The 18,972-nt window shown below is 66.3% G+C and carries 16 protein-coding genes, 6 tRNA genes and 1 other RNA gene; 6 read left to right on the top strand and 17 right to left on the bottom strand.

What is annotated here, in order from left to right; genetic code table 11:
- Nucleotides 1–34: 34 nt before the first annotated feature.
- Nucleotides 35–352, bottom strand: a complete 318-nt coding sequence (locus AC5P5S_RS00570) for a DMT family transporter (protein ID WP_005408286.1) — start codon at nucleotides 350–352, stop codon at nucleotides 35–37.
- A 300-nt stretch (nucleotides 353–652) separates the two neighbouring features.
- Between AC5P5S_RS00570 and ffs the strand changes: the two genes are divergently transcribed.
- An RNA gene (ffs, locus tag AC5P5S_RS00565) (signal recognition particle sRNA small type) lies at nucleotides 653–749 on the top strand.
- A gap of 78 nt (nucleotides 750–827) precedes the next feature.
- Here ffs and AC5P5S_RS00560 read toward each other — a convergent pair.
- From AC5P5S_RS00560 to AC5P5S_RS00550, 3 genes are read right to left on the bottom strand one after another with little or no spacing between them, the layout of a single operon-like run.
- On the bottom strand, nucleotides 828–1,217 hold the full coding sequence (locus AC5P5S_RS00560; protein ID WP_062607631.1) for a nuclear transport factor 2 family protein: 390 nt from the start codon (nucleotides 1,215–1,217) through the stop codon (nucleotides 828–830).
- Nucleotides 1,214–1,981: an MBL fold metallo-hydrolase gene (locus tag AC5P5S_RS00555; protein WP_005408284.1), complete on the bottom strand. Its 768-nt coding sequence runs from the start codon at nucleotides 1,979–1,981 to the stop codon at nucleotides 1,214–1,216. The genes AC5P5S_RS00560 and AC5P5S_RS00555 overlap by 4 nt, the downstream gene beginning before the upstream one ends.
- The gene (locus tag AC5P5S_RS00550) at nucleotides 1,981–2,730 is read right to left on the bottom strand and encodes a 3-deoxy-D-manno-octulosonic acid kinase (protein ID WP_012479275.1); all 750 of its coding nucleotides are present in this window, start codon (nucleotides 2,728–2,730) and stop codon (nucleotides 1,981–1,983) included. The genes AC5P5S_RS00555 and AC5P5S_RS00550 overlap by 1 nt, the downstream gene beginning before the upstream one ends.
- A gap of 20 nt (nucleotides 2,731–2,750) precedes the next feature.
- On the opposite strand from AC5P5S_RS00550, the gene AC5P5S_RS00545 reads away from it, so the two are divergent.
- Nucleotides 2,751–3,797 (top strand): glycosyltransferase family 9 protein, encoded by a 1,047-nt coding sequence (locus AC5P5S_RS00545; RefSeq protein WP_012479274.1) that lies wholly within the window; start codon nucleotides 2,751–2,753, stop codon nucleotides 3,795–3,797.
- 78 nt (nucleotides 3,798–3,875) lie between these two features.
- Here AC5P5S_RS00545 and AC5P5S_RS00540 read toward each other — a convergent pair whose 3' ends face one another.
- Complete coding sequence (locus AC5P5S_RS00540) at nucleotides 3,876–4,280, bottom strand: DUF6165 family protein (protein ID WP_005408281.1); 405 nt, start codon at nucleotides 4,278–4,280, stop codon at nucleotides 3,876–3,878.
- A gap of 291 nt (nucleotides 4,281–4,571) precedes the next feature.
- On the opposite strand from AC5P5S_RS00540, the gene AC5P5S_RS00535 reads away from it, so the two are divergent.
- Nucleotides 4,572–7,583, top strand: a complete 3,012-nt coding sequence (locus AC5P5S_RS00535; RefSeq protein WP_062607633.1) for an autotransporter outer membrane beta-barrel domain-containing protein — start codon at nucleotides 4,572–4,574, stop codon at nucleotides 7,581–7,583.
- Between the two features lie 408 nt (nucleotides 7,584–7,991).
- Here AC5P5S_RS00535 and AC5P5S_RS00530 read toward each other — a convergent pair.
- Nucleotides 7,992–8,082, bottom strand: a tRNA-Ser gene (locus AC5P5S_RS00530).
- Between the two features lie 164 nt (nucleotides 8,083–8,246).
- Here AC5P5S_RS00530 and AC5P5S_RS00525 point away from each other — a divergent pair.
- Nucleotides 8,247–8,951, top strand: a complete 705-nt coding sequence (locus tag AC5P5S_RS00525) for a PP2C family protein-serine/threonine phosphatase (RefSeq protein WP_005408277.1) — start codon at nucleotides 8,247–8,249, stop codon at nucleotides 8,949–8,951.
- Between the two features lie 111 nt (nucleotides 8,952–9,062).
- Here AC5P5S_RS00525 and dnaQ read toward each other — a convergent pair whose 3' ends face one another.
- Genes dnaQ through AC5P5S_RS00510 form a run of 3 tightly spaced genes read right to left on the bottom strand, consistent with a single transcriptional unit; the run spans nucleotide 9,063 to nucleotide 10,915 of the window.
- Complete coding sequence (dnaQ, locus tag AC5P5S_RS00520; RefSeq protein ID WP_005408276.1) at nucleotides 9,063–9,794, bottom strand: DNA polymerase III subunit epsilon; 732 nt, start codon at nucleotides 9,792–9,794, stop codon at nucleotides 9,063–9,065.
- Nucleotides 9,795–9,798: 4 nt separating this feature from the next.
- Nucleotides 9,799–10,251, bottom strand: coding sequence for a ribonuclease HI (gene rnhA / locus AC5P5S_RS00515; protein WP_005408275.1), 453 nt, complete (start codon nucleotides 10,249–10,251; stop codon nucleotides 9,799–9,801).
- A gap of 13 nt (nucleotides 10,252–10,264) precedes the next feature.
- Nucleotides 10,265–10,915, bottom strand: coding sequence for a class I SAM-dependent methyltransferase (locus AC5P5S_RS00510; protein WP_062607689.1), 651 nt, complete (start codon nucleotides 10,913–10,915; stop codon nucleotides 10,265–10,267).
- An 11-nt stretch (nucleotides 10,916–10,926) separates the two neighbouring features.
- On the opposite strand from AC5P5S_RS00510, the gene gloB reads away from it, so the two are divergent.
- Complete coding sequence (gloB, locus tag AC5P5S_RS00505) at nucleotides 10,927–11,691, top strand: hydroxyacylglutathione hydrolase (RefSeq protein ID WP_062607691.1); 765 nt, start codon at nucleotides 10,927–10,929, stop codon at nucleotides 11,689–11,691.
- Nucleotides 11,688–12,887 (top strand): lytic transglycosylase domain-containing protein, encoded by a 1,200-nt coding sequence (locus tag AC5P5S_RS00500; protein WP_043033713.1) that lies wholly within the window; start codon nucleotides 11,688–11,690, stop codon nucleotides 12,885–12,887. The genes gloB and AC5P5S_RS00500 overlap by 4 nt, the downstream gene beginning before the upstream one ends.
- A 214-nt stretch (nucleotides 12,888–13,101) precedes the next feature.
- Here AC5P5S_RS00500 and AC5P5S_RS00495 read toward each other — a convergent pair whose 3' ends face one another.
- The 8 genes from AC5P5S_RS00495 to lon all read right to left on the bottom strand — a co-directional run bounded on the left by AC5P5S_RS00495 (nucleotide 13,102) and on the right by lon (nucleotide 18,839).
- Nucleotides 13,102–15,057 (bottom strand): peptidyl-prolyl cis-trans isomerase, encoded by a 1,956-nt coding sequence (locus AC5P5S_RS00495; RefSeq protein ID WP_005408271.1) that lies wholly within the window; start codon nucleotides 15,055–15,057, stop codon nucleotides 13,102–13,104.
- Nucleotides 15,058–15,203: 146 nt separating this feature from the next.
- A tRNA-Asp gene (locus tag AC5P5S_RS00490) sits at nucleotides 15,204–15,280 on the bottom strand.
- 106 nt (nucleotides 15,281–15,386) lie between these two features.
- A tRNA-Asp gene (locus tag AC5P5S_RS00485) sits at nucleotides 15,387–15,463 on the bottom strand.
- Nucleotides 15,464–15,548: 85 nt separating this feature from the next.
- Nucleotides 15,549–15,625: transfer RNA gene (locus tag AC5P5S_RS00480), tRNA-Asp, on the bottom strand.
- An 84-nt stretch (nucleotides 15,626–15,709) separates the two neighbouring features.
- Nucleotides 15,710–15,786, bottom strand: a tRNA-Asp gene (locus AC5P5S_RS00475).
- Between the two features lie 26 nt (nucleotides 15,787–15,812).
- Nucleotides 15,813–15,887, bottom strand: a tRNA-Val gene (locus AC5P5S_RS00470).
- 11 nt (nucleotides 15,888–15,898) lie between these two features.
- Nucleotides 15,899–16,171, bottom strand: coding sequence for an HU family DNA-binding protein (locus tag AC5P5S_RS00465; protein WP_005408270.1), 273 nt, complete (start codon nucleotides 16,169–16,171; stop codon nucleotides 15,899–15,901).
- 217 nt (nucleotides 16,172–16,388) lie between these two features.
- On the bottom strand, nucleotides 16,389–18,839 hold the full coding sequence (gene lon / locus AC5P5S_RS00460; RefSeq protein ID WP_062607692.1) for an endopeptidase La: 2,451 nt from the start codon (nucleotides 18,837–18,839) through the stop codon (nucleotides 16,389–16,391).
- Nucleotides 18,840–18,972 lie beyond the last annotated feature (133 nt).

Here is an 18,972-nt window from a genome sequence, read left to right as displayed (position 1 = left end):
GCGGAGATTCCTTTCCCCGCCATAAGTAAATCATTCAGCTGCTCGAGAGTTTCATCAGCACCAGGCCGGAAACGATCAGCACCGCTGCACCGATCCGCATCGGGCTGACCTGCTCGCCGAGGAACACGATGCCAACCACGAACGCACCGACCGCGCCGATGCCGGTCCAGATCGTATAGGCGGTGCCCAGCGGCAGGCTGCGCATGGCCACCGCCAGCAACCAGAAGCTGGCGATCATGCCGACGATCGTGACCACGGTGGGGGTGAGCTTGGTGAAGCCTTCGGACTGCTTCATGGACACGGCCCAGACGATTTCCAGCAGGCCGGCGAACAACAGATAGATCCAGGCCATGACGGCCCTCCTCTTGGTAGGGCCAGGCCGTCCTGGTCTTTGATTCCCGATATGGGGGAGGCCGTTCCTCCTGGCCGGCATTCTAGCAACGGCGGGTGGCCCGGGCCGCCATGGGCGGGAACGGGTTACAGCGGATTCAGCGCGTGAAGCTGGCGTCGATGCACCTGCCTGCGCTAGACTACGCGCCTGCCATCGGCCAGCCGATGCGCAGTCCGGCTGTGGTCTCTGGCGCATCGCGCGCTGCTTCCCCTGGTCCGTGAACTGGCTGCCCTCCGGGCGGCCGACGTCTCTATGGTGGCCCCGTCGGCCCCTCGCGACGCTAGGTCGAAAACCCCGCCAGGGCCGGAAGGCAGCAACGGTATCGATCGACGCGGGCGCCGAGGTCAGCCGGCGGGGCCATCGCCTTTTCCGGCGACGCCCCGCCCCTGGCAGGTGCCACACCTGGTTGGCGCCCTTCGCCGGACATGGCCCGGTCCTACCGTGCCTCGGGCGTGCCCTGGTGGAACACCATGCGCCATCCATCCCCGTGCCGGCGCCACAGCGAGCTGCGCAGCACCCAGCCTTGCGGCTGGCCGTCGAGGTAATGGCGGCTGCGATAACGCACCTGGGCCAGACCGTCGGCCAGCAACCACACCGCGTACTGTTCCGATTCGATCAGCACCTGCGCGCGCTCCAACGGGATCTCCTGCAAGGCTGCATCACGGCCGTAGCATTGCCCGGAACTGCCGATCTCGCTGAAATCCTCGTCCAGCAATGCGTCAAGGCGCTCAGGATCGGCCCGCACCGCAGGCGCATGCAGCGCGCGCTCCAGCACCTCCAGTCCGGCGGCCAGCGCCGCGTCGGCGGGCTGGCCGGCACCGCTCACGGCGGATCCTGCGCCAGCACGTGCGGTGCAGTCGGGGTTGCCAGCGGCACGCACTGCCCCGGCTGCGCCACGCGGTGGCCGCGCGCGGCCAGCGCCACACCATCAGCCACGCTGGCGTAGTGGTAGAGCATCATCCGCGCCTGCAGTTCCGCGCTGTACTCGCGCTCCAGGTCGTCCACACCGGTATGCGACGGATTGCCGTGCAGGCCGCAGTCGTGGGCGATCAGTTCGTTGTCATTGGCGAAGCGGGCCAGCATCTCCGGAATCGGCCGGGTATCACCACTCCAGGTCAGCGCGCCCTGCAGGCGCAGGCCGTAGGCCGTCTCCGGCCAGTGGTGGCGTACCGGGAATACTTCCAGGCGCACGCCCTCGTGCCAGAACGCCTCGCCCACCACGATCAACTGGAACGCATCCCAGAAGTTGGCACCGCCCTCGGCCAGCACGTTCGGGTAGTCACCGATGCGCTTGTGCAGCAGCGGCACCACGGTGGCAGGCACATACAGGCGCACCTTGCCGCGGCGCTGCGTGCTGAAGAAGGTATCGACGAACAGCCGCTCGAAACCGGCCACGTGATCCAGGTGCACATGGGTGACGAACAGTGCCTGCGGCATGTGCCCATAGTGCGCCTTGAACGCGGTCAGGCCTTCGCCGCCGCAGTCGATCGTCAGCCATGGCCGCCCGTCCCGCTCGATCACCGACATCGGCGACCCCAGCTCGACCGCCGACGCGTTGCCGACGCCGAGGAAACGCAACGACCAGCCCATCAGGTGCCCCGGTTCCAGGCCATGTCATAGGCGCGCCTCAGCCGCGCGTAGTCCTTCTGCACGTCCTCCACGCTGCGCTCGCCGCGCAGCTTGATCAGCGAGCGCAGCAGGCGCTTGAGGTTGCGTTCGCGCCAGGCGGTGGCCGGAATGCGGATCACCCCACGGTCGAAGTCGATCAGCCAGCCATGGCCGTTGCCATCGAACAGGATGTTGTGCGCGTTGAGGTCGGCATGGTCCAGGCCGGCACGGTGGAAGCGGGCGATCAGCCGCCCGGTCTCTTCCCAGGGCGCGCCCCGTCCGGCGACCAGCGCACGGTCGGCCAGCGAGCGCACGCCCTCGATCCGCTCCATCAGGATTGCCGCCCGGTAGCGCAGGCCTTCGCGCATGTAGTACGCGGCGATCGGCCTGGGCACCGGCAGCTTCTTCTCGCGCAGGGCGCGCATCAGGCGGAATTCGGCAAAGCTCCGGGTCCGGTCCGAGCCACGCCAGAGGTACTGGTCATGGCTGATCTTCGCTGCCAGGCCGCCGCGCAGGTAGTGGCGCAGCACGCTGGCGCCGAACGGCGCATCGATGAACCAGGCGCTGCCGCGGCCGCCCTCGCCGACCGGCCGGGCCTTGCTGCCCCAGTGCTGGGGCGAGAACAGGCCAACCTCGGCTTGCCGCAGCCGCTCGCGGTCGAACAGAATGGCCCCGATGCCGCGACCCTCGCGGCATGGCGTCAGCGCTTCATTGGCGTCGAATGCGACCATTTCATTGAGTCTAACAACACATGGCATCAGCGTCCTCCTCCTTGTGCCTCCTGCGCCTGTCCGCACTCGGCGATGTCACCCACGTGGTGCCCCTGGTGCGCACCCTGCAGGCTGCGCGTCCGGACACGCCGATCCACTGGATCATCGACAAGGTCGGCCACAAACTGCTCGATGGCCTGCCCGGCGTCACCTTCCACGCCTACGACAAGAAGAGCGGCATGGCAGGGGTCAAGGAGCTGCGCAAACAGCTGCCACCGGGGCGTTTTGAAGCGCTGCTGCAGATGCAGGTGGCGTTCCGCGCCAACCTGCTGTCGGCGTTCATTCCCGCCGAGCGACGCATCGGCTACGACCGCAGCCGTTCCAAGGACCTGCACGGGCTCTTCATCAACGAGCGCATTCCCGACCGCCCCGGCGTCCATGTGCTGGATGCCATCGGCAGCTTCTGCGAGCCGCTGGGCCTGCGCCAGACCGAGGTCAGCTGGGACCTGGCCGTGCCCCAGTCCGCATATGACTGGGCCGCTGCGCAATGGCAGGACGATGGGCGCCCGGTGCTGATGATCTCGCCCTGTTCCAGCCACGTGCGCCGCAACTGGTATGCAGACCGCTATGCAGCCGTGGCCAACCACGCCGCGCAGCGTGGTTGGCAGGTGGTGCTGTGCGGTGGCCGCAGCGAACTGGAGCGCAGCATGGCCGATGCCATCCAGGCACAACTGCTCACGCCGGCGCTGGACCTGGTCGGGAAGGACACCTTGAAGCAGCTGCCTGCCCTGCTTGCCCGCGCCAACCTGGTGATGACTCCGGACTCGGGCCCGATGCACATCGCCAACGCGATGGGCGCCAAGGTGCTGGGCCTGCATGCGGCCAGCAACCCGAACCGCAGCGGACCGTACTCGGACCGCCGCTACTGCGTGGACCGCTACGACGACGCCGCACGCAAGTACCTGGCCAAGCAGGCTGCCGATCTGAAATGGGGCACCAAGATCGAGTTCGACGATGTGATGGAACTGATCACTGTCGAAGACGGCATTGCGGCTTTCGAGCGTTACGTGGCCGATCATCTGGGGTGATTGGCCGGCCGAACGTTGGCCTGCGCCCAGCGGTTTCATCCACGCGTGGCGTGGACCTCCCTCTTTGGGCCGCCGGGATTACGCGCGCTGCGCGTAATCCTGGTAGGACTTCTCTTCCACGTACGCCGAGCCCAGCGCCAGGTTGATCGCCTTCTTGATGCGCGCACGCTCGTCGTTGCGCAGGTAGACGCTGCGCGCCAGGTCGACGAAGCCCTGGTCGAACGCCTGCGCCTTTTCCTTCAGGCGGATGTCGTCCTCGATGTCCCACAGCTGCTCGTTGACCGCCTTCAGCTCGGCACGCAGCTTGGCGATGTCCTTCACCGCCGCCGGGTGCGCCATCCAGGTCTGCTCCAGCGCCGACAGCTCCCTGCGCACGTTGGCCAGCTTGCCCTCGTCGCTGATGCGCTCGGACTTGATCTGCAGGATCGAGATCTTGTCCAGCAGCTCGCCGAAGGACACGGGGACAAGGATTTCAGCGCTCATGGGGGAAGGCTCCAGCAGGTGATGCATACATGGTAACCCGCGCGGCGCAAACGCTGCGCCCCGTCGCCTGCATGGTCAGCCGAGCGCGATGACTGGGGGAGATCCCCCCGCAGCTGCGTTAGCGGTCTGGAGAGGCGGCCTGTCGCCCTCCTCGCCCGGCCAGTCCAACGGCCGAGCGCGCGCGACCCGCCCTGCCCAGGCTGCAACGTGTTGAAACCACGCCGCATCAGCGTGTTCATGCAGCGAAAAAGGGGCGGCAACCGCACTTCACTCCTTTCCGTGGAACTCCGCATGCATCGATATCCCGCCCTCCCCACCCGTCGCGCCACCGTCCTCGGCAGTGCCCTTGTTGCACTTCTCGGCATCGCTGCCGCGCCGCAGGCCCATGCCAGTGCCTTCCATGTGAATGGAGACACGCTCTACTACACCGGCAACGTGCTGGCGACCGATCCGCAGACGCTGGAGGCCTACATCCTGGCCGCGCAGGCCCGTGGTACGCCGCTGCGCCAGGTGGTGTTCCGCAACTCGCCGGGCGGGGCCGCCTCCGGTGGCGTGGGCATGGGCGCCATCATCCGCCAGCATGGGCTGGATACCGTGCTGGACGGCGGCTGCTACTCGGCCTGCGCCGACGCCTTCGTTGCCGGCGTGAAGCGCAAGGTCACGCAGTTCGGCCTGCTGCCAGCGCACGGCAACTACACGGAGACGGTGCTGGGCATCCATGGCGAATCCGGCCCGAACGGCCCTACCCCGTACCCGGGGCAGGACAAGTACATCAAGTACTACCGGGACATGTTCGGCCCGACCGACTTCGCGGTCATCGAAGCGCGCATCGTCCAGGCGCACTATGAACTGACCCAGCAGTCGGGCTTCCTGCGCTACTTCGACCCGAACGTGGCGGCCGTGGCCACGCGCTTCTGCCCGACCCGCGACCAGAGCGCGGCAGGCAACTGCACCGCGTATCCCGGTGTCACCTTCTACAGTGATCGCGTCGTTACCGAAGCCGGTTACGTCCAGCCTAGCGACGTGCTTTCCATCGACAAGGACGTGAGCGGAGACCTCAATCCGAACCTGGCCGTGCGCGGGCGCTACACCAATGCGCTGGCCAACCTGCGCTACTTCCAGCAATCGACCCCGGACATCCGGCTGGACGACGCCTTCGGTGTGATCCGCATCGGCAAGGGCGGTGTCTGGTCACTGGATACCGCCTCCGCCGCCCAGTATGTGGTGGCCGATGGCGGCACCCTGCGCCTGCAGCAGAATGGCTGGATCCACCACGCCGAAGCCATCGGCGCCCGCAATGGCGGGCGCATCGAGCTGCAGCAGGGCGCACTGCGCAGCCTGACCGTGGTCGAACGCGGCGGCGTGCTGACCGGACACGGTTCATTGAATGCCACGATCGACATCAACGAGGGCGGAACGCTCGCGCCCTCCGGCATCGTCATGCGCCCCTACTCGCTGGAAGCACTCGCGCCGGGTGGCGACGACGTGTTCACCAGCGAGCGCTTCCGGATCGGCAAGGGGCGCTACATCAACCTCAACGATGGCGCGAACCTGGCCTTCCAGGTCGACAGCCAGCGCACCGCACCGGCACTGACGCTGGAAGAAGCCCGCTACTTCCTGGTCGAAGAGGACCGGCGGTCCGGTGACTACAACCTGTACGGCAACATCAACCGCGCCGTGCTGAGCATTGCCCCCAGCGCCAGGCTGACGCTGGACATCAAGCAGGCGTTCTTCCCGTCAGGCCAGCAGAACCATCTGGTCGGAACCCAGGTGGATGCCAGCGCCCTGCAGCTGCCCGTCGCCCCCTGCGGCCCGTCGAACGGTGAGTACGCCGGCTTGTGGTGCCGCACCGCTACGCCCGATACCCTGACCCGCGCAGCACCGGTGTCGGACTTCATCGAAGGGCGCTTCCAGTACGTCGAGCGCAGTGGCGAGGCCGGCAGCGCGGTGGACCTCACCGCTCCCGGCGCCGTATTCCGCCCTCGCCACAATTCACTGCTCAGCTTCACCGTCAACCAGACCGGCAGTGGCCTGTGGCTGACCGCCAATCCCTCCTTCGACGACACACGCTTGTTCGGCAATGCCCCGTCCGGCGACGGCCTGGGCATCGCACTGCAACAGGCGGCTGCACAGCGCACTTCCTCGATGAGCGGACTGCTGGGTGCCCTGCAGTTCGCTGACCGCGATGACATCGCGCGCCAGGCGGGAGCATTGCGCGGCGACGCGCATGCCAGCCTGCGCTTGGCCGATACCGCACTGGTCGGCAGCATCGGCAACGTCGTGCAGCAGCACCAGGCAGCATCGCGCAGCGGTGGCGATGCGGACGGTCTGGCAGCACAGGCCGCGCAGACCGCCTCGGCGCAATCGGCAACGACCGGCAGTCGCCTGTTCAACCAGCTGGCGATGCACCTGGTTGCACCGGCAGATGCGGGCAGTGATGCGGGCGTCGCCGGACACAACCGCAGCTTCTGGGCACGCGGGTTCGGCAGCCATGGCCGTATCGAGGGTGGTGCGGGCGTCGCCGGCCTGAACCACACCATCGGCGGCATCGCGCTTGGTGCCGATACCCGCCTGGCAGACGACCGCGTGACACTGGGCGTGAGCCTTGCCGCGGCCGACATGTCGACCCGGTCCAGCGAAGGTGCAGGATTCAGCGGCGATGTCCGCGCGCTGGATATCGGCGGCTACGTGGACGCGCTCTATTCGCGTGGCTACCTGTCCGCCGCCGTCCGCTACACCGATCTTCGCCACGACACCCGTCGCAGCATCGAGGGGATCGAGGGCCTGCAGGCACCGCTGCGCGCGAAGTACAGCAACGACGCGATTTCCGCGCGCGTGGAGCATGCGTTCTCGTTCACCACCGGCAACGGCGTGGTGATACAGCCGCTGCTGCCGGTGATCGACTACATGCGCACCTCGGCCACGCACTTCAACGAAGGCCAGGACGCAGCCGCACTCATCGGCCGCAGTGGCAGCCTGGAGAGCATCCGCGTAGGCGCCGGCCTGCAGTTGTTCAAGACCTTCGACGGCAACAACGGCGAGCGCATCACCCCGCGGGCCCGCGTGGTCTGGCAGAAGGAGCTGGGCGATACCCAGGCCCGCTACAGCAACGGCTTCGCCGCCGCCCCGGACCTGCTGTTCAGTGCCAGCAGCCAGCCCGTCGGTGAGCAGGTCCTGGCCTGGAACCTGGGCGTGACCAGCCGTGCCAGCAAGCGCCTGTCGGTGATGGTTGATTACGTGGGCGAGCGGCGCGACGGCCAGACCCAGAACGGCATACAGCTGGGGCTGGGCTACACGTTCTGAGCACACGCCATTCGCACGGGGCATCGGTCCCCACCCTGTGCGAATGGCCCTGCCTTCCACGCCGTGCGTGGATGCACCCAGCGGGCAACGAGCGGCGCAACGTGTGGGGCGACGCGCGAAACGCGCGTCGCGTCCCGCGCCAGATAAAAGAAAAGGGCGGCCTTTCGACAGCCCTCTTCTATTCCCGCAGAGACAAGGAAGTCATCAATGCCGCATCCACGCCCGGAACCATCTGGAGAAGCAAGCCCCTCTGTTGAGGGGCTGCCCCGACAGGGGCGGGGGAGAGGCAGGCAAAGGGAGGGGCCCACGCGTTGCGACGCAATGTGTGGGGCGGCGCGCGAAACGCGCGTCGCGTCCCGCGCCAGATAAAAGAAAAGGGCTGCCTTTCGGCAGCCCTTTTCTTTTATCTGGCGGAGAGGGGGGGATTCGAACCCCCGAGGCGCTATAAACGCCTGCCTGATTTCGAGTCAGGTACATTCAACCACTCTGCCACCTCTCCGGGTGGTCCCCGGCGGACCGGGGACGCGCATCATACGAGGAAGTGAGGCCGACGACAAGTCATTCCGGCCAACGAACTGAAAATTTCCTGGGCGCATGCCTTGCCGGATGCCTGCGGCCACCCGATGATGCCTGTCTCCCCCGGCAATACCCGCCCTGCCTACCATGATCGAATTCGGACACCTCACCCACCCCGGCATGCGCCGCGAGCTCAACGAGGACACCTACTACGGTGACAGCGAGCTGGCCCTGTGGCTGGTGGCCGACGGCATGGGCGGGCATGCCTGCGGCGAAGTGGCCAGTGCACTGGCACGCGAAACCATCGTGCGCGAGATCCGCCGCGGCGCACCGCTGGCACAGGCCATCCGCACTGCCGACGAAGAGATCATCCGCGCCTCGCGCCGGCGCAACGACACGTTGCCGATGGGCACCACCGTGGTCGCCGCGCGTGTGCAGGGCAACCGCTATGAAGTGGCCTGGGTCGGCGACAGCCGCGCCTACCTGTGGCGCGACGGCCAGCTGGCGCAGCTCAGCCAGGACCACAGCGTGGTGCAGGAACTGGTCGCGCAGGGCAACCTGACCGCCGAACAGGCGCGCGCGCATCCGCATCGCAACGTGGTCACCCAGGCACTGGGCGTGACCGATCCAGCCCACCTGAACGTGGCCACCACCAGTGGTGAGCTGCGTCCGGGCATGCAGCTGCTGCTGTGCAGTGACGGTCTCACCGAGGAAGTGGATGACCGCGGCATCGCCCGCACCCTGGCATTCGAAGATGCCAGCGCGCAGGAATGCGTGGATACGCTGGTCGCCGCCGCACTCGACGGCGGTGGCCGTGACAACATCAGCGTGATCCTGGTGCGCTGCCATTAACCGGTAGAGCCTCGCCATGCGTGGAGGCGGTAGTGCCGGCCGCTGGCCGGCTCACGCGGGGAACCTCGTATCAGGACGATGCCGGCCAGCGGCCGGCACTACCTCGATGTATTACGCGCTGGCGGGCTCTTCCACCTTCGGGCCATCCCACAGTGCGTGGCCGGCCTTCTTGCGCAGCCGTTCCAGCCGCGCAGCGTGCGCTTCCAGTTCCGACGGCGTAGCCACCACGCGCGGACGCGGCAGCAGCTTGCTGGTATCGAAAGCCTGCAACGCCGCGCCGGCACCGCCGCCGTCGTCATCGCCCAGGCCGAAGCCGATCTCTTCCTGGCCCGAGGTCAGTGCGATATAGACATCGCCAAGGATCTGCGCATCGAGCAGGCCGCCATGCAGCGCACGGTGCGAGTTGTCCACGCCCAGCCGCTTGCACAGCGCATCCAGCGAGTTGCGCTGGCCCGGGAAGCGCTCACGCGCCATCGCCAGGGTATCAATGACCGTGCAGCGGTCGGCGATCTTTCCGTACTGCGGCCCCAGCAGCGACAACTCGTTGTCGAGGAAGCCAAGGTCGAACGCCGCGTTGTGGATGATCAGCTCGGCGCCATCGATGAACGCCAGGAACTCATCGGCGATCTGCGCGAATTCAGGCTTGTCATCGAGGAACTCCAGGGTCAGGCCGGTGACTTCCTGCGCGCCCTGTTCGAACTCGCAGTCCGGCTTGATGTACTGGTGGTAGTTGTTGCCGGTCGGGCGGCGCTTGAACAGCTCCACGCAGCCGATTTCGACGATGCGGTTGCCCTTCTTCCACTCCAGGCCGGTGGTTTCGGTATCGAGGATGATCTGACGCATGGGCTCAGTTTACCGGGCTGGCGTCGCGGATCTGGATCGCCGCGTTGCGGGCCAGGGTATCCACCCGCTCATTGTCCGGGTCGCCGGAGTGGCCCTTCACCCAACGCCAGTCGATCTGGTGCCGCAGCGTGGCCGCGTGCAGGCGCTCCCACAGCTCGCGGTTCTTCACCGGATCACCGCCAGCGGTCTTCCAGTTCTTGCGGATCCAGCCGGGCATCCACTGGGTCAGGCCCTGCCGCACGTACTGCGAATCGGTGTAGAGCACGATGTTGCACGGCTCGGTCAGCGTCTCCAGCCCGGAAATGGCCGCCATCAGCTCCATCCGGTTGTTGGTGGTGTGCGCTTCACCGCCACTGAGCTCGCGCTCGTGGCCCTTGTAGCGCAGCAACGCAGCCCAGCCGCCGGGGCCGGGATTGCCGAGGCAGGATCCGTCGGTGTGGATTTCGATGGTTTTCAATACAGCTCCAGAATCAGGTAGCAACGGTGCCGTGCCAGCGCACCGGCAGCGGTTTCGGCCCGGGCAGGGCCAGCGTGCGTTTCTCCGCATGGAACAGGCAGGCCGCGCGCAATGGCGCCCAGCCCCCCGGGCGACGGTTGCCGGCACTGCGCCAGAGCGGGCCGAGGTAGCGCATATCGTCGCACTCCAGGCCATGGCGGCCGAGCAGCAGGCGGATCCGCTGCGGCGTACGCACCACCAGCCCATGCTGCCGCCAGTGCGTGCGGTAGGGGCTGAACGGATTGAGGCTGCTCAGCCACAAATGGCCGCCCGGCATCAATACGCGCTCGCACTCGTCGAGCAGCAGGTCGGCATCGCCGGTGGTGACATGCTGCAGCACGATCGCATTGACGCTCTCGTTGGCCAGGGGCAAGGGCAGCCCGCAGCGGGTATCGCCGTCATAGCCCGGCCCCGGCCCCTGCCGGTACAGGCGCAGGCCGCGCCCACCCAGCTGCGCATCCTCCAGCCAGGCCGCACTCGGCGCGATCCACAGCCAGGGCTGCGCGGGCAGCGCCGACAGCTGCGGAAGCAGCAACTGCCGTTCCAGAACGCGCAGCGCCGCCGCCGGCTCACTGTCGAACCACGGGGTCTGGCTCGCTTGACGGGTGCTCTGCAGCGCGGGCATGGTCCAATTCTATGCGACTGACTGCCCTGCCCGCATTCGCGGATAACTACATCTGGACGCTGATCGCCGACGATGGCACTGCCGTGGTCGTCGACCCCGGCGATGCCGCGCCAGTGCTCGCACTGGCCGATCAGGGCCTGCGCGTGGACACGATCCTGCTCACCCACCACCACGACGACCACATCGGTGGCGTGCCCGCACTGCAGGCTCGTTTTCCCGGTGTACGGGTCATCGCGCCGGTCGAAGAGCGCATCCCCACGGCCACCGAACGGGTCGGCAAAGGTGAACGCGTTCAGGCACTGGGCCGGACGTTCCACGTACTATCCGTGCCCGGGCATACCCGCAGCCACATCGCGTTTCACACTGCTGAACATCTTTTCAGCGGAGATTCGTTGTTCAGCCTGGGCTGTGGACGTCTGTTCGAAGGTACGCCGTCCCAGCTGCTGGCATCGATGCGCAAGCTGGGTACCTTGCCCGCGCAACTGCTGCTTTGTTGCGCTCATGAGTACACCGTGTCAAATGCCGTCTTCGCGCGGCATGTCGACCCCGCCAACGCTGCCCTGTGGCAGCGCCAAGAGGAGGCTTTGGCCATGCGCCGCGATGACCGTTCCACCCTGCCGGTAACCCTGGCCAACGAATTCGACTGCAATCCCTTCCTGCGTGTGCACGCGGCGCCGATCCGTGCGTCGGTCTCGGCACACCTGGGCCGTGACGTCGTTGACGACGTCGACGTGATGGCCGGTCTCCGGCACTGGAAAGACGGCTTCCGCGCATGATGCGCCGAAGTCTGCCGCTGGCCCTGGGCCTTGCCCTGGGGCTGGCCGGAACCGCGGGCGCACAGTCGCTGGGCGCCGGCATCAGCCAGAACCTGACCGCTGCCGCGGCCCTGCCGCTGGATCCGTCCGCGCTGCCAGCAGCCTCGGTGCGTAACGGCCAGGAGATCTTCACCAGCTTCCGCGACGGCCTGGCCGAACCCAGCTGCGACGCCGAGGCCACCAGCCCGCGCTGGCAGAAGCAGTTCGCCCACGCCCCCTCGCGCCTGGCCAACCAGGATGACGATGCGCTGGTGCTGTTCGGCTACGTGGTCGAAGAGCTGCGCAAGGCCGACCTGCCCACCGAGTTCGCGCTGATTCCCTTCGTGGAAAGCGGCTACCGGCCCAATGCCCGCAATGGCAGCGGCCCGACCGGCCTGTGGCAGTTCATCGCCACCACCGCGCGCAACCACCGCGTGCCGATGACCAACGGCTATGACGGCCGCCTGTCGGCGGTCGATTCGACCCAGGCCGCAGTGCGCTACCTGAAGACCCTGCACGGCATGTTCGGCGGCGACTGGCGCCTGGCCACCATGGCCTACAACGCCGGCGAGTACCGCGTGCTGCAGTCCATGCGCAAGGCTGGCATGAACGCGCAGAACGCCAAGCCTTCAGCGCTGCCCGGCCTGTCGCCGGTCACCCATGCCTACGTCGAGAAGCTGCATGCCCTGGCCTGCGTGCTGGAAGACGTGGAAGACCAGCCTGGCGTGATGGCCTCGCTGGACCGCACCGTGCCGGTGCTGAAGGACCACACCCTGCCTGCGGGCACCAGCGTGCAGCAGTGGGCCGCACAGCGCGCCCTGGACCCTGCCAGGATCGCCCGCCTCAACCCAGCCCTGGCCTCCGGTGGCCGTCCCTCGGGTACCACCCGCGTGCTGGCGCCGGTCTCGGCCGCAAATGCGACGGTAGCGGAGGCAGCGACCGCGCTGGTCGCCACCACCGCACCGGTGGCGGCCGCTGTACCGACGCCGCAGGTCACCAGAACCGTCGCCGCGATCGCCGACCGTCCGCGCAGCCGCCGCCACACCGTGCGTGATGGCGAGTCGGCCTGGACCATCGCCCGCCGCTACGGCATGCCGGTGAAGGCCCTGCTGTCGCTGAACGGCCTGAGCGGCAGCAGCGTGCTGAAGCCTGGCGCGGTGCTGCGCGTCGAGGATTGACGCACAGGCCAAGCGCGCCTCCCGTATAGAGCCGAGCCCATGCTCGGCTTTTTCATGCCTGCGCCCAGCGGATGCAGTCGAGCACGGCTCGACCTTACAAAAGGCGGTCGAGCAAGCTCGACCACTACCAGAGGCCAAGCGCGCCACAAACGACGCGAAGACAAAAAAAGGCCCGGCATTGCCGGGCCTTCTTCGATCCTGCCCGCCGCGAGGCTTACAGGTTCGCTTCGGTGGTCTGGATCACGAACTTCTTGCGCATCGCCTCGACATAGGCCTTGGCCGCAGCCATGCCATCGATCTGGCTCAGCTGGTCCTTCAGCTGCTTCTGCTGCTCGGCGGTCACTTCCTTCACGTCGCCCGGGTTCACCTTGTTCACCGCGAACAGCAACGCATGGCCGTTGACATCGACCTTGCCGTAGCTCGGCTTGCCATCGGCCGGCACCGGCGCGCTGAAGATCGCGCGGTTGATTTCCGGGGTCGGTACCGGCTGGCTGCGCGGCAGGCCCGGCATCGGGCTCAGCTGCAGCTTCTCGCTGGCCGCCAGCGACTGCAGGGTGGCGCCCGCCTTCAGCTTGGCCAGCACGGCATCGGCCGCCTTGTCGCTGGCCTGGCGCTGACGGTCGGCACGGATCGCAGCGATCACCTGCTCGCGCGCCTTGTCCAGCGGCATGGCCTGTTCCGGGGTGTGTGCGGCCACGCGGATGACCACACTGTGGTTGGTCGCGCCGCCCAGCGCGATCGGGTCGCTGGCGGTCCCGTCCTGCACCAGCACGTCGGAGAAGGCGGCACGCAGCACGCCCGGGTCAGCGGCGATGCCACTGGCGGTGGCACGGGTGATCGGGCCCAGCGTCTGCAGCGGCAGGTTCACTTCCTTGGCCGCGGCAGCCAGATCGCTCGGGCTCTTGTTGATGGCGTCGACCAGACGGCCGGCCAGTTCGTTGAAGCCGCGCTCGCCGTCGGCCTTCAGCTGCTCGGCAGCCAGCGTGTCACGCACTTCCTCGAAGGACTTGCCCTGGCCGCCACGGACCGCAGCAACCTTGATGATGTGATAGCCGAACTCGGTCTTGACCGGACCAATCACGTCACCGGCCTTGGCAGCGAACAGCGCATCTTCGAACGGCTTGACCATCGCGCCGCGTTCGACCCAACCCAGGTCACCACCCTGGCCCTTCGAACCCGGGTCTTCCGAGTTGGCCTTGGCCAGTGCAGCGAAGTCGGCGCCGGCAGCCTTGGCTTCGGCGGCAATCTTGTTCGCCTTGGCTTCGGCACCGTCGCCGGTGATCAGGATATGCGAGGCCTGGCGCTGCTCCGGCGTGGTGAACTTCGCCTTCTCGTCTTCATAGCGCTTGCGCAGGGTGGCTTCGTCGGCGGCGGTCGGTGCCGGCAGGTTCGCACCATTGATCTCGACGTACTCGAGCGAAACGCTCTCGGCCTGGCGGAAGTCCTTGCCATGGCTGTCGTACCACTGCTTGATCTGCGCGTCGGTCACCGGCGCGGTATCGGCCGGCACTTCCGGCAGCGCGGCCAGTTCGACATCGCGGGTCTCGCCCAGCAGCTTCAGCAGGCGCTCGGTCTCGGACTGGGTAACGAAGCCCGAGTTCTGCAGGCCCGACGGGATCACCGACTGCTGCAGGCTCTCACGCACCAGTTCCTGGAACTGGGTCGGCGTGCGCGGCGGATTGCCACCGGCAAGCGCCAGGCGGTAGTTGTTCTCGTTGAACTTGCCGTTCGAATCGAGGAAGGCCGGGATGGTGGCGATGTACTCGCGCACCGCGCCATCGCCGATCACGACACCGGCCTGCTCGCCGACCAGGCGCACGACCTGTTCGTCGATCAGCTGATCGAGCACGGCCAGCTTGTTTTCGGTGCTTTCAAACGCGCGCGGGTCGAAATTCTCGCCCTGCTGCTGGCGCTCACGCATGCGCTCCTGCTCGAAGCGGGTGCGGAAATCCTGCGCGCTGATCTCATGGTGCTGCCACAGCATGCGCACCGGCCACCACGACGGTGCCGAACGCCACCAGGTCGGCGGCGCGGAAACCTTGGCCACGTTCTGTGCGCCAACGCCACCGAGGTAGCTGTTGTCGATCACGAACAGGAACGGAATCATCAGCAGCCCCAGGATCACGGTGACGATCCAGCCTGAGGTCTTGTCGCGGAGTTTCTGCAGCATGGTGAGGAATCACAAGGCCTGATTGGCGAGCCCGGCAGTGTAACCCGCTTCGTCGCAGGGACCAAAAGCAGCACCGGCGTGGCCTGCGCACCGCTTCCGACGGCACAAAGAAAAAGCCCCCGGCTTGCGCCGAGGGCTTTTAGAGTTGGCGGAGCGGACGGGACTCGAACCCGCGACCTCCGGCGTGACAGGCCAGCATTCTAACCAGCTGAACTACCGCTCCGCGCTGAAACTTTGCAGGCGCCCAGTATATCCGAAGACTCCCTGGAAACCCAGCCCGGTGAACACTTTTTTCAAAGTTTTTTCACAGGGACTTAAGAATTCTGCAATGGCGGAGCGGACGGGACTCGAACCCGCGACCTCCGGCGTGACAGGCCAGCATTCTAACCAGCTGAACTACCGCTCCGTTCTTGCAAAACCTTTCGCCTTCTTCCCGAACCTTCCGGGGAGAAGACAAGGCCCCCGGCTTCAGGCCGGGGGCCTCGATGTAGTGGCGGAGCGGACGGGACTCGAACCCGCGACCTCCGGCGTGACAGGCCAGCATTCTAACCAGCTGAACTACCGCTCCGCATTGTTGCTTTTTCTGCTTTCCAGCCGGCCTGGACCGGGAAGAAAACAAAGCCTCCAGCTTTTGGCCGGAGGCCTCGTTGAATGGCGGAGCGGACGGGACTCGAACCCGCGACCTCCGGCGTGACAGGCCAGCATTCTAACCAGCTGAACTACCGCTCCACACTCAAACTTTTACCGCGGTGCTGTGGTGGGTGCTGAGGGTTTCGAACCCCCGACCCTCTCCGTGTAAAGGAGACGCTCTACCGCTGAGCTAAGCACCCCAGCGAGCCGCTTAGTTTACAGCATCCTTCAGGGCCTTGCCAGCCTTGAACGACGGATTCTTCGAAGCAGCGATCTTGATGGTGTCGCCGGTCTTCGGGTTGCGGCCGGTGCGTGCAGCACGGTCGCGGACCTGGAAGGTACCGAAGCCAACCAGGGTGACCGCATCGCCGTCCTTCAGCGCCTTGGTGATGGCAGCAACGACGGCATCGACAGCGCGGCTGGACTCGGCCTTGGTCAGGTCGGCAGCTTCAGCAACGGCATCGATCAATTCGGTCTTGTTCATTCTCTACAACTCCTTTGGCGGTGGGTTCCGCTTATTCGACAGGGAAGCAACCGCATGCCTTCTGCATGCGGCCACCATGTGGAAACGGTTCGCCGATTCAGTCATCGCTGACAGCGATCACTCATTCGCGAGTGCTGCTTTTATACCAGTGGCCCTACCCCCACGCAAGCTGGAAAGCCAGCAATGACGCGGGTTTCGGGCCATTGGACAGCGCGCGTCAATGCTTGACGCGCGCGCTTCCACTCGGTTTGGCCTTGCTGCGCACCGTGACACGCTGCGCACTCTTGCGCGCCTTCTTCGGTGCCAACGGACGCTCCAGCGCCAGGTCCAGGACCTCTTCGATGTACTTCACCGGGACGATCTTCAGATCGCGGGTGACGTTGGCCGGAATGTCGGCCAGGTCCTTGCGGTTCTCTTCCGGGATGATGACCGTGCGGATGCCGCCACGCAGTGCCGCCAGCAGCTTTTCCTTCAGGCCACCGATGGCGGTGACGCGACCACGCAGGGTGATCTCGCCGGTCATCGCCACGTCGGCACGCACCGGCACCTTGGTCAACATCGACACCAGCGAGGTGACCATTGCCGCACCGGCGCTCGGGCCGTCCTTCGGGGTGGCGCCATCGGGCACGTGCAGGTGCACGTCGTGCTTCTGCAGGAAGTCGCTGTCGATGCCGAAGCCGACCGCGCGCGAACGCACCACCGACAGCGCCGCTGAAGCCGATTCCTTCATCACGTTGCCGAGCTGGCCGGTCAGGATCAGCTGGCCCTTGCCCGGCACCAGCGTCGATTCGATCTGCAGAAGATCGCCGCCGACCTCGGTCCAGGCCAGGCCGGTGACCAGGCCGATCTCGTTCTCTTCCTCGGCACGGCCGAAGTCGAAGCGACGCACGCCCAGGTACTTGTCCAGGTTCTTGCTGGACACGCTCACCAGCGCCTTCTTCTTCGCACCCTTCTTCGCCTTCGCCGCCGGCTGCGGGCCGGCCAGCGCGATCTCCTTGACCACCTTGCGGCAGATCTTGGCGATCTCGCGTTCCAGGTTGCGCACGCCCGATTCGCGCGTGTAGTAACGCACGATGTCCTGGATGGCATCGCTGCCGATCTCCAGTTCTTCCGGCTGCAGTCCGTTGGCCTTGATCTGCTTGGGCACCAGGTAACGGGTGGCGATGTTGAGCTTCTCGTCCTCGGTGTAGCCGGGGATGCGGATCACTTCCATGCGGTCCAGCAGCGGGCCCGGAATGTTGAGCGAGTTCGAGGTGGCCACGAACATCACTTCGGACAGGTCCAGATCAACTTCCAGGTAGTGGTCGTTGAACGCGTTGTTCTGCTCCGGATCGAGCACTTCCAGCAGCGCCGAAGACGGATCGCCACGGAAGTCCATCGACATCTTGTCGATCTCGTCGAGCACGAACAGCGGGTTCTTGCTGCCGACCTTGTTGAGGTTCTGCACGATGCGGCCCGGCATCGAACCGACGTAGGTACGGCGGTGGCCACGGATCTCGGCCTCGTCGCGCACGCCGCCCAGCGACATGCGCACGAACTTGCGGTTGGTGGCCTTGGCGATGGACTGGCCCAGCGAAGTCTTGCCCACGCCCGGCGGCCCGACCAGGCACAGGATCGGGCCCTTCATCTGCTTCACGCGCGACTGCACCGCCAGGTATTCAAGGATGCGCTCCTTGACCTTCTCCAGGCCGTAGTGGTCGGCGTCGAGGGTGTCCTGCGCGGCCTTCAGGTCCTTGCGCACCTTGCTGCGCTTCTTCCACGGCACGCCCAGCAGCCACTCCAGGTAGTTGCGCACCACCGCGGCTTCGGCCGACATCGGCGACATCTGCTTGAGCTTGTTCAGTTCGTTGCGCGCCTTGGCTTCAACGGCCTTCGGCATGCCGGCTTCGGCGATCTTGCGGGCCAGTTCTTCCAGCTCGCCTGGTGCGTCGTCCAGGTCACCCAGTTCCTTCTGGATGGCCTTCATCTGTTCGTTGAGGTAGTACTCGCGCTGGCTCTTCTCCATCTGCGACTTCACGCGGCCGCGGATGCGCTTCTCCATCTGCTGCACGTCGATCTCGCCGTCGACCAGGCCGACCAGCATTTCCAGGCGGTCGCCCACGGCCAGCGTTTCCAGCAGGCGCTGCTTGTCGGCCAGGCGCACGCTGATGTGCGCGGCGATGGTGTCGGCCAGGCGCGCCGGCTCATCAATGCCCGACAACGTCTGCAACAGCTCCGGCGGCAGCTTGCGGTTGGTCTTGACGTACTGCTCGAACAGCGACATCAGCGAGCGGGCGATGGCCTCGACCTCGCGCGCTTCGCGCTCGTCAGTGGCCTCGATCTCCACCGCCTGGCCGTGCAGCGAGCCGTTGCGCTCGTCGACGTGGGTGACCTGTACGCGCGACAGTCCTTCGACCAGCACCTTGATGGTGCCGTCGGGCAGCTTCAGCAGCTGCAGCACCTGCGCCAGCGTACCGACCTGGTAGAGGTCGGCCGCATGCGGGTCATCGGTTTCGGCCGACTTCTGCGCCAGCAGCAGGATGCGCTTGTCCGCCTCCATTGCCTGTTCGAGCGCGTGCATGGACTTGTCACGGCCGACGAACAGCGGGATGACCATGTGCGGGAACACCACTACGTCGCGCAGCGGCAGGACCGGCAGGTCGAGGGTTTCACTTGGGGAACGGGCCATGGGGGCTCCAGGGAAGGGGGAAAACCGCCTCCGGGAGGGCATCTTCCGGAGACAAAAAAAGCCGATGGCCCCGTTATGGGGCCATCGGCTTTCAGATGCAAGGCATTCCTTGAAAATCCTTTCCAATCAACAA

The sequence above is a fragment of the Stenotrophomonas sp. YJH_SMC_54 genome, from assembly GCF_059368435.1.
Note: the sequence above shows the minus strand (reverse complement) of the source record. Positions and strands in the feature narration are given on the sequence as shown.

Excerpts from the sequence above, each read along its gene's own strand:
- AC5P5S_RS00525 (WP_005408277.1), top strand. The coding sequence starts at position 8,247 with ATGATCGAATTCGGACACCTCACCCACCCCGGCATGCGCCGCGAGCTC.
- dnaQ (WP_005408276.1), bottom strand. The coding sequence starts at position 9,794 with ATGCGTCAGATCATCCTCGATACCGAAACCACCGGCCTGGAGTGGAAG.
- lon (WP_062607692.1), bottom strand. The coding sequence starts at position 18,839 with ATGGCCCGTTCCCCAAGTGAAACCCTCGACCTGCCGGTCCTGCCGCTG.
- AC5P5S_RS00510 (WP_062607689.1), bottom strand. The coding sequence starts at position 10,915 with ATGCCCGCGCTGCAGAGCACCCGTCAAGCGAGCCAGACCCCGTGGTTC.
- AC5P5S_RS00545 (WP_012479274.1), top strand. The coding sequence starts at position 2,751 with ATGGCATCAGCGTCCTCCTCCTTGTGCCTCCTGCGCCTGTCCGCACTC.
- AC5P5S_RS00535 (WP_062607633.1), top strand. The coding sequence starts at position 4,572 with ATGCATCGATATCCCGCCCTCCCCACCCGTCGCGCCACCGTCCTCGGC.
- AC5P5S_RS00500 (WP_043033713.1), top strand. The coding sequence starts at position 11,688 with ATGATGCGCCGAAGTCTGCCGCTGGCCCTGGGCCTTGCCCTGGGGCTG.
- AC5P5S_RS00570 (WP_005408286.1), bottom strand. The coding sequence starts at position 352 with ATGGCCTGGATCTATCTGTTGTTCGCCGGCCTGCTGGAAATCGTCTGG.
- AC5P5S_RS00555 (WP_005408284.1), bottom strand. The coding sequence starts at position 1,981 with ATGGGCTGGTCGTTGCGTTTCCTCGGCGTCGGCAACGCGTCGGCGGTC.
- AC5P5S_RS00550 (WP_012479275.1), bottom strand. The coding sequence starts at position 2,730 with ATGGTCGCATTCGACGCCAATGAAGCGCTGACGCCATGCCGCGAGGGT.
- AC5P5S_RS00540 (WP_005408281.1), bottom strand. The coding sequence starts at position 4,280 with ATGAGCGCTGAAATCCTTGTCCCCGTGTCCTTCGGCGAGCTGCTGGAC.
- AC5P5S_RS00495 (WP_005408271.1), bottom strand. The coding sequence starts at position 15,057 with ATGCTGCAGAAACTCCGCGACAAGACCTCAGGCTGGATCGTCACCGTG.
- AC5P5S_RS00465 (WP_005408270.1), bottom strand. The coding sequence starts at position 16,171 with ATGAACAAGACCGAATTGATCGATGCCGTTGCTGAAGCTGCCGACCTG.
- gloB (WP_062607691.1), top strand. The coding sequence starts at position 10,927 with ATGCGACTGACTGCCCTGCCCGCATTCGCGGATAACTACATCTGGACG.